General features: G+C 62.4%; 12 protein-coding genes and 1 pseudogene. All 13 read left to right on the forward strand.

What is annotated here, in order from left to right; genetic code table 11:
• The first annotated feature begins 21 nt into the window (after positions 1–21).
• A complete protein-coding gene (locus tag EN955_RS02700) occupies positions 22–1,563 on the forward strand; it encodes a sugar ABC transporter ATP-binding protein (RefSeq protein ID WP_024502386.1) in 1,542 nt (513 codons plus the stop codon).
• A complete protein-coding gene (locus tag EN955_RS02705) occupies positions 1,560–2,510 on the forward strand; it encodes an ABC transporter permease (protein ID WP_050580433.1) in 951 nt (316 codons plus the stop codon). Before EN955_RS02700 ends, EN955_RS02705 begins: the two co-directional genes overlap by 4 nt.
• Before the next feature lie 2 nt (positions 2,511–2,512).
• Positions 2,513–3,481, forward strand: a complete 969-nt coding sequence (locus EN955_RS02710) for an ABC transporter permease (RefSeq protein ID WP_050580434.1) — start codon at positions 2,513–2,515, stop codon at positions 3,479–3,481.
• Positions 3,482–3,517: 36 nt separating this feature from the next.
• Complete coding sequence (locus tag EN955_RS02715) at positions 3,518–5,191, forward strand: GMC family oxidoreductase (protein WP_024502388.1); 1,674 nt, start codon at positions 3,518–3,520, stop codon at positions 5,189–5,191.
• 1 nt (position 5,192) lies between these two features.
• The gene (locus EN955_RS02720) at positions 5,193–5,600 is read left to right on the forward strand and encodes a hypothetical protein (protein ID WP_024502389.1); all 408 of its coding nucleotides are present in this window, start codon (positions 5,193–5,195) and stop codon (positions 5,598–5,600) included.
• Positions 5,601–5,629: 29 nt separating this feature from the next.
• Entirely contained in the window at positions 5,630–6,007 is a 378-nt protein-coding gene (locus tag EN955_RS02725) for a carboxymuconolactone decarboxylase family protein (RefSeq protein WP_024502390.1), read from the forward strand.
• A 35-nt stretch (positions 6,008–6,042) separates the two neighbouring features.
• A complete protein-coding gene (locus tag EN955_RS02730) occupies positions 6,043–7,503 on the forward strand; it encodes an aldehyde dehydrogenase (protein WP_027164003.1) in 1,461 nt (486 codons plus the stop codon).
• A 25-nt stretch (positions 7,504–7,528) separates the two neighbouring features.
• The gene (locus tag EN955_RS02735) at positions 7,529–9,031 is read left to right on the forward strand and encodes an aldehyde dehydrogenase family protein (protein WP_024502392.1); all 1,503 of its coding nucleotides are present in this window, start codon (positions 7,529–7,531) and stop codon (positions 9,029–9,031) included.
• A 12-nt stretch (positions 9,032–9,043) separates the two neighbouring features.
• Positions 9,044–9,957: pseudogene (locus tag EN955_RS02740) on the forward strand (SMP-30/gluconolactonase/LRE family protein).
• A gap of 58 nt (positions 9,958–10,015) precedes the next feature.
• On the forward strand, positions 10,016–10,945 hold the full coding sequence (locus EN955_RS02745) for a LysR substrate-binding domain-containing protein (protein WP_024502393.1): 930 nt from the start codon (positions 10,016–10,018) through the stop codon (positions 10,943–10,945).
• A gap of 184 nt (positions 10,946–11,129) precedes the next feature.
• Positions 11,130–12,110 carry a helix-turn-helix domain-containing protein gene (locus tag EN955_RS02750; protein WP_013533169.1) on the forward strand — a complete coding sequence of 327 codons (981 nt, stop codon included), beginning with the start codon at positions 11,130–11,132 and terminating at the stop codon, positions 12,108–12,110.
• Positions 12,111–12,212: 102 nt separating this feature from the next.
• Positions 12,213–14,240 carry a hydantoinase/oxoprolinase family protein gene (locus EN955_RS02755; RefSeq protein ID WP_024502394.1) on the forward strand — a complete coding sequence of 676 codons (2,028 nt, stop codon included), beginning with the start codon at positions 12,213–12,215 and terminating at the stop codon, positions 14,238–14,240.
• Positions 14,241–14,243: 3 nt separating this feature from the next.
• Positions 14,244–16,211 carry a hydantoinase B/oxoprolinase family protein gene (locus EN955_RS02760; RefSeq protein WP_024502395.1) on the forward strand — a complete coding sequence of 656 codons (1,968 nt, stop codon included), beginning with the start codon at positions 14,244–14,246 and terminating at the stop codon, positions 16,209–16,211.
• The last annotated feature ends 11 nt before the right edge of the window (positions 16,212–16,222 follow it).

Consider the following 16,222-nt stretch of genomic DNA (forward strand, 5'->3'; position numbering starts at 1 on the left):
TGAACAGTTCGAGCACCGGATATGTCAGCGTCTGTTATTGAGCTCAGCCAGATCGAGAAGGACTATCCTGGAGTCAAACCCCTGGACAAGGTCGATTTCGCCGTGCAGCCAGGCGAAATTCACGCCCTTCTCGGCGAGAATGGCGCAGGCAAGTCGACGCTGATCCGCGTTATGGGCGGCGTGACCAAACCGAATTCCGGGACCATGACCTATCTCGGCAAGCCGGTTTCCTGGCAGTCGCCGAAGGAAGCACGCGCTGCCGGCATCCACGTGATCCATCAAGAGCTTGCGCTTTTTCCCGAACTTTCGGTCGCCGAGAACATTCTGGTCGATACGCAGCCCCGCGGCAGGTTTGGTCTCATTTCGAACCGCGCCCGCCACGTCCGCGCCGCTGAAATCCTCGCACAACTCGGCGTGGATATTCCAACCCACGCCAGGATTGACGAATTGCCGCTTGCCGATCAGCAAATGGTCGAGATCGCGAAAGCCCTGGTCGGCAGGGTGCGGCTTCTCATCCTGGACGAGCCGACAGCGGTCATCGCTGGCCGCGAGGTCGATCTTTTGTTCGAGAACATGCGCAGGCTGCGCAACGAAGGCGTCGGCATCGTCTACGTCTCCCACAGGCTTGAGGAGATATTCGAAATCGCCGACACGGTGACCATACTCAAGGACGGCCAGCTCGTCGGCACCAGCCCGGTAAGCGCGCTCACGCGTGAAGAGATGATCACTCGAATGGTTGGTCGCCGGCTCAGCCAGATCTATCCGCCGCGGCGTACGGCACCGGCGGGCGGCCCGGATGTGCTCACAGTTCGCAATCTCAAGGCCGGTCCGCGCGTCCGCGACGTCAGCCTCAACGTCAAGGTTGGCGAAATCGTCGCCGTGGCCGGCATGGTCGGTTCGGGGCGCACGGAGGTTGCCGAGGCTATCTTCGGCACGCGCGCCGTCGAGAGCGGCGTGATCGAATTTGATGGCAAGCCATTCGAGACAATGCTTCCGAAGGGTTCGATAGGGCATGGGCTCGGTTTTCTAACCGAGAGCCGCAAGGACGACGGCCTGTTTCTCGGTCTGCCGATTTCCGCCAACATAGTGGCGCCCGACCTCGACGGCATAACGAAACATGGCCTGATCGACAGAAAGCAGGAACGTGCTGTGGCGATGCAGCAGATCCAGGATTTTTCGGTCGCGACGCCGTCGCCTGACGTGAAGATCGGCAATCTCTCTGGGGGAAACCAGCAGAAGGTGCTGTTCAGCCGCTGGTCGCGGATCGCCAGCAGGCTGCTTATCCTCGACGAACCGACGCGCGGGGTTGATATCGGGGCCAAGGTGGAGATTTACCGTATCGTGCGCCGCCTGGCGGATTCTGGCGTCGGTGTGCTGATGATCAGTTCAGAGCTGCCCGAAATCGTCGGTCTCTCCGACAGGGTCTTCGTCATGGCGCAAGGCCACGTCGTCGGCGAAATCAAAGGCGATGCACTCGGCGAGGAGGCGATCATGGATCTCGCCGTGCGATCTGTCGGGCACCGCGAGGCGGAAACGGATCAGCGAGCGGAGCCGGTCGGATGAGCGCGATCACGGTGGATCTTCGCCGCAACCGGCTGTTGCTTTCCTATCTGATCGTGGCAGTGCTGCTGGTACTGCTTGCCGTCGCCGGCGGCTTGTTGTCCGATCGGTTCCTGACCTGGCGCAACATCGGCAATCTGTTCCAGCAGCTCATCGTGCTGGGCATGGTCAGCCTGGGTCAGACGTTCGTCGTGCTGATGGGCGGCATCGATCTGGCGATCGGCTCGCTGGTCGGTGCGCTCACCGTCTTTCTGGCAAACTTCCTCGAATGGCGTCCGGATCTGGTCTGGCTTGCACTGCCGCTGGCATTGCTCGCCGCGACCGCTGTCGGCGCGCTCAACGGATTGCTGACGGTCGTGTTGCGCGTCCATCCCCTGATCGTCACGCTCGGCATGTCCTCGATCATCTTCGGCGCAACGCTGATGTACCGCAAGGAGCCCGGCGGCTCCGTACCGCGCGCCTTCGCGGATATTGCCTATGCAAAGGTCGGCGGTATTCCATTCAGCGCCATCGTGCTCGTGGCGATTTTCGCGCTCGCCGGGCTTTGGCTGCAGCGCACGCGTACGGGCCGCAGCATCTACTTCGTCGGCGGCGATCGGGAAGCGGCGCGGCTGAATGGGTTGCCGGTCGATCGTATCGTGGTGCTTGCCTACGCGCTGTCGGGCCTGTGCGCCGGCATAGCGGCGATTTTCCTGACCGCCCGCACCGGCGTTGGCGACCCGCGCATCGGCGCCGCGCTGACGCTGCAGTCGGTCACGCCAGTCGTGGTCGGAGGCACTATTCTGGCCGGCGGCAGAGGCGGCGTGCTCGGTACTTTCCTCGGCGTGCTGCTCGTCACCATGCTCAACAGCCTGCTGAACTTCGTCAATGTCTCGTCCTACTACCAGTGGGTCATCCAGGGTCTCATCATCATCATCGCGGTCGGCATCCACACCACAAGGCGGAGATAGTGATGGCGCCTCTCGATACCCCGATGCCGCGATCGCAAGGCATGTCCATGGCGTCAGTCTTCGAGCGCTACGGACTGATGATCTTCCTGGCCGTGCTGATGATCGTTGCGGCTCTCGCTTCACCGACCTTTCTGCGGCCGGCCAACCTGGTCAATGTGCTGACGATCGCCGCACCGCTTGGCATGGTCGTGGTCGGCCAGACCTTTGTCATCCTGGTGCGCGGATTGGACCTGTCCGTGGCCTCGCTGATGGCGACAGTGGCCGTGCTGGCGACCGCTTTCAAAGCCACGACCAATGAGGCGATTCCGATGATCTTCATCGCCGCGATCGCCCTGTCGGCCGCGGTGGGTCTGGTGAATGGCTGGCTCGTCGCCAAGCGCAATGTCAGCCCGTTTCTGGCAACGCTGGCGATGATGATCATCCTGCAGGGCATCCGTTTCGCCTATACTGGTGGGGCGCCGATCAGCACCTTGCCGCCAGGCATGGGCTTTCTGGCCTCCGGACGGATTTTTGGCGTTCCCGTCAATCTGATCACCCTGGCATTTCTGGCCACCGCGTTCGGCATCGTGCTGCACCGGTCACGCCTCGGCCGTGAGATATTCATGGTCGGAAGCAATCCGAAGGCCGCGTTCCTCAACGGCGTCGCGCCCAATCGCGTGGTCATCCTCTGCTACGTCATCTGCTCGGTCTGCGCGGGAATAGGCGGACTGTTTCTGCTCGGCTATGTCGGCACCGTTTCGAACTGGGTCGGCCAAGGCTACGAACTGGACTCCATCGTTGCCGCCGTGATGGGCGGGGTCGCGCTTACCGGTGGGCGCGGCAACATCTTTGCGGCGCTGCTTGGCGTGGCCGTTCTGGTGGTGATCAACAATCTCGTGCTGCTGCTCGGATTTCCGATCGAGATGCAGCTCATAATCAAGGGTGTCATCATCATCGGTGCGGCGGCGTTTTACCGGACGCGGCTCGCCTGACCAGATGCTGCCGTTGGACCCAAAGGGAGGAAGAGAATGACCGTTGAAGTTCTGGCGGATCGCGGTGCACGGGCAAGGCGCGACGAGGAAGTGGACGTCGTGATCGTCGGGGCCGGCCCATCCGGCTCGGTCGCCGCACTTCATCTGGCGCGCGCCGGCATTTCCGTCGTCGTGCTCGAGCAGGGCGAATGGCCGGACTATGCCGACTATACCGGCGCGCGTCCGGAACACGAGCTTGTCAGCACCAAGCTCTGGCATCCCAATCCCAACGTCCGCGACAATCCCAACGACTATCCCGTCGACACGTCGACGACGGATATCAACCCGCTGATGTTTGCCGGCGTCGGTGGCAGCGCGACCCTCTACGGCGCGCAGTGGATGCATTTCCTGCCGTCCGACTTCCGCGTGCGGTCGATGGATGGCGTGGCCGAGGACTGGCCGTTTACCTATGAAGACCTGCTGCCCTACCAGCTCGAGATCGAACGCGAGGTGGGCGTCTCCGGTCTCGCTGGCGATCCGGCCTATCCGCCGCGTGGGGCCTATCCCTTTCCGGCGCTGCCGATGGGCTCCGTTGGTCAGCGCGGTGCGCTGGGTATGGAGAAGATGGGCTGGCACTGGTGGCCGGGTAGCAATGCCATCCCGTCGGAGAAGTTCGGCGAACTCAATCCGTGCGTACGCCGTGGAACCTGTCTGACCGGCTGTCCGGAGGGCGCGAAATCCACGACCGACCGGTCGCATTGGCCGCTGGCACTGAAGGCCGGCGCGCGGCTCGTCACCCGTGCCCGCGTGAAAGAAATCGAGACGAACGAGCAGGGGCTGGCGACCGGTGTCGTCTATGTCGACGCGAACGGGCGCGACCGGCGCCAGCGCGCCAAGGTGGTCATCCTGTGCGCCAATGGCGTCGGCACGCCCCGACTGCTGCTGATGTCGGGAGGGTCCAGAACTCCAGACGGTCTCGCCAATTCCTCCGGCCTGGTCGGCAAGCGGCTGATGATGCATCCCTTCGCAAGCGTACTCGCATCCTATGAGGACCCGCTCGATTCCTGGCGCGGTCCCTTCGGCCAGCAGGTCTATTCGCTGGAGTTCTACGAGACCGATGAAAGCCGCGGCTTTGTACGCGGATCGAAATGGAATTGCATGCCGTCAGGCGGACCGGTCGGCGTGTCCGGCGCGACCGGGTCCAAAGTCTATGTCGCCGAAAGCGGCCGGTTCCAGGATTTCTGGGGGGCCAACCTGCATGTAAATGTGGCCCGCCGCTTCGGCCACTCGCTGATCTGGGGCATCGTCGGCGAAGATCTTCCGGAGGAGAGCAACCAGGTGGTGCTGTCGAAGGATCTGGTGGATTCCGATGGCCTGCCAGCGCCGCAGATCGTCTACAAGGTCAACGAGAATTCCAACCGGCTGCTCAAGTTCAACATTGACCGCTGCCTGGAATCGGTGCGCGCCGCCGGTGCCATCGAGACGCTGGTTTCGACGCCGGTGCGTGAATCGGGTTGGCATCTCATCGGCACCACCGTTATGGGCGACGATCCAAAGCGGTCGGTCGTCGATCAATGGGGCGCCTGCCACGATGTGCCGAACCTCTACGTCATGGACGCCTCGACCTTCCCGACCTCGGGCGCCACCAATCCGACAGCGACCATCATGGCCGTCGCGCTGCGCAATACACGCCGCATGATCGGCGAGCGCCGCAACCAGAAGGTGGCCTGACATGTCGAACGAGAGAACGTTCCTTGCGCTCGCAGACTTCCTGATCCCCGCGCATGGCAAGATGCCGAAGTTCAGCGACGTCTGCGGCTACGCCGATGTCGAGAAGTCGCTGGATTTTCGTGTTGATCTGAAGCCGGGCTTTGCGCGCGGCATCGCAGTCGATCCGGGCACCGGCGCTGAAGCTCGCCTGGAAAGCCTCAACAAGGAGGACGGCGAAGCCTTCTCGGCGACCACAACGATTGCCATAGCCACCTACTATATGAGCCCGCGCGTGCGCGAGCTGATCGGCTACCCCGGCCAGGAGAACGTCCCCTACGATTCCAAGGCGACGCAGATCTACCTGACCAACGGCTCGCTCGGCCACGTGATCGCGCGCGGCCGCAAGTACCGGCCGACTCCCGGCCTTTGATCTCCCAAGCAACTGGAAAGGACCATCCAATGGGCAAGGACGTATTCGATAAGGGTTTTGAAATCCGCAAATCGGTTCTGGGCGCCGAGTTCGTCGAGAAATCCTTCGCCAGCGCCGACGATTTCAATCGCCCGATGCAGGAACTCGTGACGGAATATTGCTGGGGCGCCGTTTGGGGCCGCGACACGCTCGACAAGAAGACGCGCAGCATGCTGAACCTCGCCATGCTTTCCGCGCTCAATCGTCCGCACGAGCTGAAGATGCATGTGAAGGGCGCGCTGACCAACGGCGTGACCAAGGACGAGATCCGCGAAGTCCTTCTGCAGGTCGCGATCTATGCCGGCGTGCCGGCCGGCGTCGATGCCTTCCGGCTCGCTCGCGAAGCCATGCAGGAAGTCGGAGCATGACGACCCGTCCGCCGCTCGCCACGGAAAAGCTCTCGATGCTGATCGGCGGCCGCCCGGCCGCCGCGCAGTCGGGGGATTTTTTCGAATCCTTCGATCCCTTCACAGGCAAGGCCTGGGCGCTCGTTCCGCGCGCTGGCGTAGCCGATGTCGATGCGGCCGTTCAGGCAGCCGCGGCCGCCTTTCGCGGCGAGTGGCGCACGATGACCCCAAGCGCACGTGGGCAGATCATGACGCGCTTTGCCGATCTCGTGGCGGAGGAGGCCGAAAACCTGGCCGTTCTCGAAACCCGCGACAACGGCAAGCTGATCAATGAAATGCGGATGCAGTGCAAATACATTCCGCAATGGTTCCGCTTCTTTGGCGGCCTTGCCGACAAGATCGAGGGCCGTGTCATCCCGATCGATAAGCCCGGCGTGTTCAACTACACGCGCCGCGAGCCGCTCGGGGTTGTGGCCGCAATCACACCGTGGAACTCGCCCCTGATGCTGGCGACGTGGAAGCTTGCTCCAGCGCTCGCGGCCGGCAACACGATCGTCTGGAAACCGTCGGAATTCTCGTCGGTCTCGGCGTTGTTCTTCGGCCGGCTTTTCGAGAAAGCGGGCTTTCCCAAGGGCGTCGTCAACATCGTCACCGGCTTCGGCCATGAAATCGGTGACCGCCTCGTCACGCATCCAGATGTAGCGAAAGTGGCATTCACCGGTGGTGATGCAACCGGCCGCCGCGTCTATCAGGCTGCCGCCGGCGGGCTCAAGAAGGTCACGCTCGAGCTCGGCGGCAAATCCGCCAACATCGTCTTTGCTGACGCCAAGATGGAAGCCGCCATACCCGGTCTCGTTTCCGGCATCTTCGCCGCAACCGGCCAGACCTGCATCGCCGGCTCGCGCGCACTCGTGCAGCGCTCGGTCTACGACCAGGTGACGGAGAAGCTGGTCGCCTTCGCCAGGACCGCGAAGATCGGAGATCCGCTCGACCCCGAGACCCAGGTCGGTCCGATCACCACCCTGCCGCAGCGCGCCAAAGTGCTCGACTACATCGGTATCGCCAACGGTGAGGGCGCTGCGCAATTGCTCGGCGGCAAGATACCCGAGGACACATCGATCGCCGACGGCTGGTTCGTGGAGCCGACGATCTTCGGCAACGTGAAGTCGTCCATGCGCATCGCCCAGGAAGAGGTCTTCGGACCGGTGCTGTCGATCATTCCCTTCGATGACGAGGACGAGGCGGTGGCCATCGCCAACGACACCATCTACGGGCTTGCGGCCGGGATGTGGACGCAGGATCTGGGGCGCGCCATGCGCCTACCGGAACGGCTCGAGGCTGGCATGGTCTGGGTCAACATGTATCGCGCCACCAGTCCTCTCTCCCCGTTCGGCGGCTACAAGCAGTCGGGCATTGGCCGCGAGAACGGCCAGACCGCCATCTACGAATATCTTCAGGAAAAAAGCATCTGGATCGATGCCGGGAATTCCATTCCCGCGCCGTTCGTCCAGCGCTGATTGAAGAGACCGTTCGGAGGAAATCATGAACATACGTTTCGATGCCGTGCCACCACTCGATCCCAAAGTGGCGGCGTTCGTTGGTGGCAAGCATGCGATGCTGATCGGCAGCGCATGGCTGCCGGCGGCCTCCGGACAGGCGCTCGACGTCATCGACCCCTCGAATGGCCGGGTCATTGCGCAGGTGCCGTCCGGTGACGGCGCCGATGTCGATCTGGCGGTCAAGGCCGCTCGGACGGCGATCGACGGTCCATGGTCGAAAATGGTCCCGGCCGAGCGCGCCAGGCTGATCTGGAAACTCGCCGATCTGATCGATGCCAATGTCGGTATGCTGGCAACGCTCAATTCTTATGAAAGCGGCAAGCCGATCGGCGATTCCCGTAACGGCGAGGTGCCGTTCACGGCCGAGACGTTCCGCTACTATGCGGGGTGGGCCACCAAGATCAATGGCGAGACGATGACCGTCAACGCACCGGGTGACTGGCATGCCTACACCCGCCGCGAGCCGGTCGGCGTCGTTGGCCAGATCATCCCATGGAACTTCCCGCTCAGCATGCTCGCCTGGAAGGTGGCGCCGGCGCTGGCGGCCGGCTGCACCATCGTGCTCAAGCCGGCCGAGCAGACGCCGCTCGGCGCGCTCTATTTCGGCAAGCTGGTTCAGGACGCCGGCTTTCCGGAAGGCGTGGTCAACGTCCTGACCGGCTTTGGCGAAACGGTTGGCGCGGCGATGGCGGCCCATCCCGATATCGACAAGGTGGCTTTCACCGGTTCGACCGAAGTCGGCCGGTTGATCGCCCGCGCCGCGACCGGCAATCTCAAGAAGGTCAGCCTGGAACTGGGCGGCAAAGCGCCAACCATCGTGCTGGGCGATGCCGATATCGATATGGCGGTGGCGGGCGCCTCGAGCGCGGCATTTTTCAATGCCGGCCAGAGCTGCGGCGCTGGAACGCGTTTCTTCGTTCACAAGAAGATCTACGACAAGGTCATGTCCGGGATCGCGGCGCGTGCCGAAAAGCTGAAGCTCGGCGCAGGGCTCGATCCTGCGACCGAGCTCGGCCCCGTCGTCTCTCAGCAGCAGATGGAACGCATCACCCGACTGATCTCGGAAGGCAGGAGTGACGGCGCCGAGATCGTCACCGGCGGCACACGGGCCGGTGACACCGGCTATTTCGTCAAGCCGACGGTCATTTCCCGGACGCGGCCGGACATGTCGGTGATCCGCGAAGAGATATTCGGGCCGGTGGCCTGCGCGATGCCCTTCGACGACGAGGATCTGGACAAACTCGCCAAGGACGCCAACGACACGGAATATGGCCTTGCCGCATCGATCTGGACCAACAATCTGGGCGCCGCGCATCGGCTGGCCGCGAAGATCAAATCCGGCACGGTCTGGGTGAACTGCCACAACGTCAATGACGTCACCATGCCGTTCGGCGGTTTCAAGCAGTCGGGCTGGGGGCGCGAACTTGGCGAGCAGGCGCTCCAGCTCTACACCGAGACCAAGACCGTCGCGATCCGGCTGCCATAGGCGAGGCGGTCGATGTCCTGCTACGAAATGATCGACGCGCGGTTTGGGGACCTGATCGATCCGGTCGCATTCCTCGAAACCATCCATACGGGAAATCGCTGGGCGGAGGGGCCGGTCTATTTCGCCGATCTTCGCTCCCTGATCTGGAGCGATATCCCCAACGACAGGATGCTGCGCTGGGACGAGGAGACAGGGGCGGTTTCGCTTTTCCGCGGCCATGTCTCCAACCCGAACGGCAATACACGCGACCGCAACGGCAGGCTGGTCACCTGCATGCAGGGGGAGCGCCGCGTTGTGCGCACCGAATGGGATGGTGCGATCACCGTGCTGGCTGATTCCTTCGATGGCAAGCCGTTGAATTCGCCGAACGATGTGGTCGTCAAATCCGACGGCAGCGTCTGGTCACCGACCCCAACTACGGGATCATTTCAGACTATGTCGGGCGCAAGGGTCTGCAGGAGCAACCGGGCTGCCGCGTCTACAGGATCGATCCCGGCTCGGGAGCAATCACCGTCGTTGCCGATGATTTCTCCATGCCGAACGGGCTCGCCTTCTCGCTTGACGAGAAGCGTCTTTATATTTCGGACTCCGGCTTCCTCACCGACCGCAGCGCCCCGCATCATGTCAGGCAATTTGACGTTGACGGTGACAGATTGGTAAATTCCCGCATCTTCGCCGATATATCGCCTGGCATTCCGGATGGTTTTCGCCTTGATGTTACGGGCAATCTCTGGATCAGCGCATGGGATGGCGTACAGTGCCATACGCCCGAAGGTGAGCTCATCGGGAAAATTCAGGTGCCGGAAATGGTTGCGAACCTGGCCTTTGGTGGGCCGCGCAACAATCGGCTGTTCATCACGGCGACAACGTCTGTCTATGCCGTGTTCTTGAATGTCCGAGGCCAGAAGTACCCGTTCGGCATGTGACACGGACGCCGCCGGGTCAGCCTGGAGGCTCTGCAGCAGCGGACGGTTGGGGTGAGAGTTGGACACGAAGCAGCTACAGGTATTCATCGCCGTCGGTGCGGCCGGCAGCTTCTCGAAAGCCGCGCTCGACCTCAACGTTACCCAGCCGATGGTCACGCGTCATGTTCGCGGACTTGAGGAGGAGCTCGGCGTCGAATTGTTCTATCGCAACGGCCGCGGTGTTGTGCTGACCGAGGCGGGCGTGCTCTTGAAGGCCCACGCCGACGAGATCGTCGAGCGGATGCGGCTGGCGCAGAATGCGGTCTCAAACCTCAAATCCTCGCCGAAGGGGAGGTTGGTGCTGGCCGTGCCGCCTTCGGTCGGCACCGTGCTGACGGTGCCGCTGGTCAAGAAGATCAAGAACGAGTTTCCCAATGTCGCGCTGCAAGTGATCGAAGGCTTCAGCGGCCATATCCTGGAATGGCTGATTGCTGGTCGCATCGATGCCGCAGTGCTCTACAATTCGCCGAACCATCCTTCCGTGCTGACCGAACCGCTGGCCGATGACGAGCTGTTTCTGATCGGACCGGTGTTGTCCGAGCGCGTGCTGCCGCGCGGGCCGGTCGGCCTCAACATTTTCGCCGAGCTGCCGATGATCCTGCCCAGCCGCCCACACGGGCTGCGGCGACTTATCGACAACACCTTGGCGGAGCATGGCATCTATCCGCGTGTCGAGATGGAACTGGAGGCAATGCCTTCAACCTTGCTTCTGGTCGAGGAGGGCACAGGATATACGGTTCTGCCCTATGCCTCCGTCCATCTCCTTGTTGAGGCTGGCCGCATCCAGGTCTGGCCATTCGACCCGCCGATTACCCGACAGCTGATCCTCGCGACCTCGTCGCAGCGACCGATGTCCTCGAACTTTCGCCCACTCTTCCGTGCGGTGCGCACGGAACTGCGGGACATCATTTCCACCCACATCTGGAAGCCGACAACTTATCCTGAATGAGTATGCGAAAAGACTGCATGGCTCCAAGTCGGCTGGCGGTTTGCACGCCCAAGGCTGGTCGCGAGCTCCGGTCTGGGCTAGCCGACCACATAAGTTTATTCGTTTTTGACCAATACGCGCGGGCGGATTCCTGTAATCTTCAAAAAAACACCGGGCTAACCGGGCCAACCAGAAAGGTCGGGGAATGAAATACGTCGTCGATACGATCGGCGGTCCCGCAGGCGGTGATGCCTGGCAAGCCGCTGTTACCGAAGCCTATTTTCCGCTCGACACCGAGTATCGGAACCGTCGCGAATTTTCAGGCACGCTGGAAACCTTCTCGCTTGGGCTCGTCAGCGTGTCTAAAATGCGCTGCGATGCCGTAAGCTATCGTCGCCACCGCCGCCACTTCCTCAACGAGCGTGACGCCAGCCTGCTCATCACGATCCCGGAGATGTCGGAGGTGAATTTCTCGCAAGGGTCGAGAACCGTCAATTGCAGGCCGGGGGGCTTTCTCGTCGAGCGGGGAGATGCGCCTTACGAATTCTGGCACGGCAAGCCAAACGCGCTGTGGGTCCTCAAGGTACCATCATCGAGCGTTCGGGCACGGATCGGATCCGCCGAACGGCTCAGTGCGCTCAGTTTCGACGCGACCCAAGGCATCGCCGCGCTCTTCCTCGACACGGTGCGAACCACGATCGGCCATCTCGATGAGATTACTGAAGTCGCTCGTGAGATGATGGGCAGGCACATCCTGGAAATGCTGTGCCTGTCGATCGTGAGCGACGATCGCGTGCTGGACAGCAGCATCTCGTCGATCCGGGCCGGCCATTTGCATCGTGCCGAGCAGTATATTCGCGACAACCTGAAGAATTCCGACCTCGGCCCGCAGGCGGTGGCTGATGCCTGCGGCATCTCCCTGCGTTACCTGCAGGTCCTTTTTCAGGACAGCAACCAGTCGATCAACGGCTTCATCCGCGACGCCCGGCTTGAACTTTGCGCCGAGGAGCTGATGTCGGTGACCAACATCAGCAGCGTAGCCGAGATCGCTTACCGCTGGGGCTTCGCCGACCAGTCCCAGTTCTGCAAGCACTACCGGACGCGGTTCGGCTGCGCACCGACGGATACCCGTCGCGAAGCAGCGAACCGGGCGGGCGGCTCTTCGGCCTCGCGAGAGCGCCACTAGTCCCGACGAAATCCGGGCCAATTCCACCATTCATGCAACGTCTCCCCGGCAAGGGGCGACGAAGGCGGGGCTTTGCCCGCAAGACCTTGCGAAGGAACTGTCATGAGCCGAATCAGAGTTGCCGTCGATGTCGGAGGGACTTTCACCGACATCTGCATCATGGACGAAGACAGCGGAGCGATCCGCATCGAAAAAACCGCCTCCACGCCTGACGATCCCATGCAGGCCATCATGAATGGCGTGGAGCAGGGGCGCATCGATCTTTCGGAGGTAACGATGTTCTCTCATGGTACGACGGTCGCCACCAATGCGCTGATCACCCGCCGTCTGCCGCGCACCGCAATGGTCTGCAGCGAGGGTTTTCGTGACGTTGTAGAGATCCGTCGCGCCAACAAGGAAGATCTCTGGGACACCTACAAAGATGTCGCCAAGCCCTATATCCCGCGCCGCGACCGGCTGACCGTCCGGGAACGGGTCAGTGCCGAGGGCACGATCCTGGAAGCGTTGGACGAAGAGGCCGCGCGTCGTGTCGCGGAGATTCTCAAGAAACGGCAGGTCAAGTCGATCGCCGTCTGCTTCATGAACTCCTATGTCAACGGCGCCAACGAGCGCCGCATGCGTGAGATCCTGAAGGAGGCAATGCCGGATCTGCCGGTCTCGATCTCCTCGGAGGTGATGCCGGAAATCTTCGAGCACGAACGTTTTTCCACCACCATGGCGAACGCCGTCTGCGCCCCGGTCGTCGTCGACTACGTGTCGCGTCTCGGAGAAAGGCTTGCCGACGCCGGATACAAGCGAGATCTCCTGTTGCTGCACAGCGGTGGCGGGGTCATGACGCCCGCGAGCGTCAGGGATTTCTCGGCTCGGCTCGCGGGATCCGGCATCGCCGCCGGCGCGATCGCAAGCCGCTTTATCGGAAATCTCTGTGGCTTCCCGAACTCGATCGGCTTCGATATGGGCGGCACCAGCACCGACGTCTCGCTGGCCTGGAACGGGGAGTCGCGCATCACGAAAGACTGGTACATCGAATTCGGATATCCGATCCGCTTCCCCTCCATCGAGGTGCTGACCATCGGTGCGGGCGGCGGATCGTTGGCATGGCAGGACGAGGGCGGCAGCTTGCGCAACGGACCGCAGTCCGCTGGGGCTTTTCGAGGTCCGGCCTGCTACAAGAATGGCAACCGCACCGCCACCAACACCGACGCCAATGTCGTGCTCGGCCGTCTCGGCACCAGCCTTGCGGGCGGCAAGATCACGCTCGACCCCGCTCTGGCCACCCAGGCGGTTCAGGAGACGGTGGCGGAACCCTTCGGCATGGAACTCCACCAGGCGGCCGAGGCGATCATCGCCGTCGCCAACGCCAATATGGGCAATGCCGTCCGGCTTCTCTCCATCAGCCGAGGCTACGACCCGCGCGACTTTGCGCTGGTCGCATTCGGCGGTGCTGGCGCTTTGCACGGAGCGGCCGTGGCCAAGGAGCTTTCGATTCCAACCGTGATCGTACCGCCCAATCCCGGCGTCACCTCCGCGCTCGGTTGCCTTCTCGTCGACGTGCAGCACGATTTCTCCGAAAGCTTCATGGCCGATGCTTCGACTGTCTCGCCCGCCGAGATGCAGGCAGCCTTCGTTCTGATGGAAAAACAGGCGGTTGAGCGTCTGGGCCATGAGGGCGTGGCGCAGGAAGACATGGCGCTGCAGCGCACGGTCGAGATGATGTACCAGGGCCAATGGCGCTCGCTCGCGGTGTCAGCCCCGGCGCGGATCGAGAGCATCTGCCCGCTGATCGAGGCATTCCACAACGAACACGAACGCGAGTTCAACTACCGCCGCGAAGACGCGCCGGTGTCGATCTTCCGCATCGCGGTCAAGGCGATCGGCATCGTCCCGAAAGCCGAGATACCGCGACACGAAGTCTTGCCTCATGTGCCCGAGCCGCTTGGCCGCCGCGGCGTCTGGTTCGACGGCGTATCTCATGACGCGGCTGTCTATGAACGCGATCAACTCAGCGCCGGCGCTGCCTTTGCGGGACCCGCCATCGTCGAACAGTTCGATTCCACCACCGTGGTTCCGCCGGGAATGAGCGCGACCGTCGACGGCTTCCTGAACATTCTCATCGTGACGAAAGGCTGAGACATGACAAAGCTGATTGAAACGGGCCCTGGCCTAGATCCGGTAACGTTCGAGGTGCTGAAGAACTCCTTCATCACCACCGTCGACCAGATGGCCGAACAGATGCTTCGCACCTGCTATTCCTTCGTCATCTACAACCGAGACTTTTCGAATGCCCTGCACGACGCCGATGGCAACTCCGTCGCCCAGGGCAACTACGACATCGCGGTCCATGTCGGCACACTGCACAACACGTGTAAGGAAGTGATCCGGGTCTTCGAAGGCGATATGGCACCCGGCGATGTCTACGCAATCAACGATCCCTATGCCGGCGGTACGCATTTCAGCGACGTTCGGCTCGTCCGGCCGATCTTCGACGAAGACAAACTGATCGGCTTCTCCCAGTCGAACGGCCACTGGTCGGATCTTGGCGGCTCGGTGCCGGGCTCCTTCGATGTCACCGCCCGCGATATGTTCCGCGAAGGCCTGCGGATCACGCCGTTGCGCCTTTTCCAGCGCGGCCGCTTCTGCTCCGACGTCGCCAACATGATCGCGGCCAACACGCGCGATCCGGCATCGATCATCGGCGACATCCATTCCCAGGCGCAGGCGACGCTGGCTGCCGAGCGCGAACTGTTGCGGCTGGTCAAGAAGTACGGCCGCGGTCAAGTCATGCGCGGTATGGAGGAGGTCCAGGACTACGTCGAACGTGCGGTGCGAAAGCGTCTCGCGGACCTGCCCGACGGCACCTGGGAGACGGTCGACTACATCGATCGGGATCTCGGTGCCGGCGAAGGCATGATCCCGATACGCATCAAGATGACGATCAAGGGCGACACGATCCACTACGATTTTACGGGAAGCCACTCGACCATTGCCTCGATGTACAATTCCGCACCGGGCGCGACCTTCTCGGCCGTGGTCGCCGGCATGAAAACCTTCTTTCCGGACCTCCCGCTCAACAGCGGGTTTTACCGGATGATCGAGGTGACCGCGCCGAAGAACAGCATCGTCAGCGCGGAATGGCCGGTGGCGGTGACCGGGTTCCTGATGCCGTTTGAAAAGATCATGAACGCGATCTTCGAGATGTGGTCGAAGATCATGCCCGAACGCGCTATCGCCTGCGCCTTCAACCTCGAATATCTGCTGGCCGGGGGACGGGATGCGCGCAAACCCGAAAAGCCGATCTTCATGTTCTACGAATGGCTGCCTGGCGGCTGGGGCGGGCGCAACGGCAAGGATGGTGCCGATGTCACCACCGCCTGCTTCGGAACCGGGCTGATGTCGCAGCCGAACGAAGGCAACGAGCGGGTGAATCCGACTCGGACGGTCGAGTTCCAGATCAAGCAGGATTCAGCCGGACCCGGCAAATGGCGGGGCGGCGTCGGCGTGCAGAAGACCTCGTTGCTGCTTGAGGCTGAAAATGCCGTCATGTCCTATATTTGCGACCGTGAGCGCGCTGTCGTCTGGGGCGTCGAAGGGGGGCTGCCGTCGATGCCCCACGGCTTGACCATGAAGCGCGCCGGAGAAGAGACCGAGATCTGGCTCGGCTCCGTGTTCTCCGATTACTCCGTCCACACAGGCGACCAGTTCGCTCGTCCGACGGCCGGCGGCGGCGGTTTCGGCGATCCATTGGAGCGCGAGCCCCGCAAGGTGATGGAGGACGTGATCGACGACTACGTTTCTCTGGAGCGCGCCAGGACTGACTACGGCGTGGTGATCCGCGAAATCGACCGCGACCTGTGCCAGTACGAAATCGACGGGACGGCAACCGAAGCCTGCCGTGCCGACATCCGGGCGAAACGGAAGGACTGGGCACGCATGGATCCCGAGGAGGTCGCGCGCAAATACCGCTCCGGCGAGATCGATACGCTCGATGCGGTTCGGCACTATGCCGTGATCCTCGACTGGGAGACTGGCGAACTACTTCCCAAAACCACCGCCCAGTTCCGGGAGAGTTTTGAGAAACGGACCGTTGCCCACTGGGTCTGAGCGCTAGCGAG

The sequence above is a fragment of the Mesorhizobium sp. M7A.F.Ca.CA.001.04.2.1 genome (genome assembly GCF_003998485.1).
Lineage (GTDB): Bacteria > Pseudomonadota > Alphaproteobacteria > Rhizobiales > Rhizobiaceae > Mesorhizobium > Mesorhizobium ciceri.

Bases quoted from the DNA above. Each gene is read 5' to 3' on its own strand.
- EN955_RS02700 (WP_024502386.1), top strand. From the start codon at position 22: ATGTCAGCGTCTGTTATTGAGCTCAGCCAGATCGAGAAGGACTATCCT.
- EN955_RS02705 (WP_050580433.1), top strand. From the start codon at position 1,560: ATGAGCGCGATCACGGTGGATCTTCGCCGCAACCGGCTGTTGCTTTCC.
- EN955_RS02710 (WP_050580434.1), top strand. From the start codon at position 2,513: ATGGCGCCTCTCGATACCCCGATGCCGCGATCGCAAGGCATGTCCATG.
- EN955_RS02715 (WP_024502388.1), top strand. From the start codon at position 3,518: ATGACCGTTGAAGTTCTGGCGGATCGCGGTGCACGGGCAAGGCGCGAC.
- EN955_RS02720 (WP_024502389.1), top strand. From the start codon at position 5,193: ATGTCGAACGAGAGAACGTTCCTTGCGCTCGCAGACTTCCTGATCCCC.
- EN955_RS02725 (WP_024502390.1), top strand. From the start codon at position 5,630: ATGGGCAAGGACGTATTCGATAAGGGTTTTGAAATCCGCAAATCGGTT.
- EN955_RS02730 (WP_027164003.1), top strand. From the start codon at position 6,043: ATGCTGATCGGCGGCCGCCCGGCCGCCGCGCAGTCGGGGGATTTTTTC.
- EN955_RS02735 (WP_024502392.1), top strand. From the start codon at position 7,529: ATGAACATACGTTTCGATGCCGTGCCACCACTCGATCCCAAAGTGGCG.
- EN955_RS02750 (WP_013533169.1), top strand. From the start codon at position 11,130: ATGAAATACGTCGTCGATACGATCGGCGGTCCCGCAGGCGGTGATGCC.
- EN955_RS02755 (WP_024502394.1), top strand. From the start codon at position 12,213: ATGAGCCGAATCAGAGTTGCCGTCGATGTCGGAGGGACTTTCACCGAC.
- EN955_RS02760 (WP_024502395.1), top strand. From the start codon at position 14,244: ATGACAAAGCTGATTGAAACGGGCCCTGGCCTAGATCCGGTAACGTTC.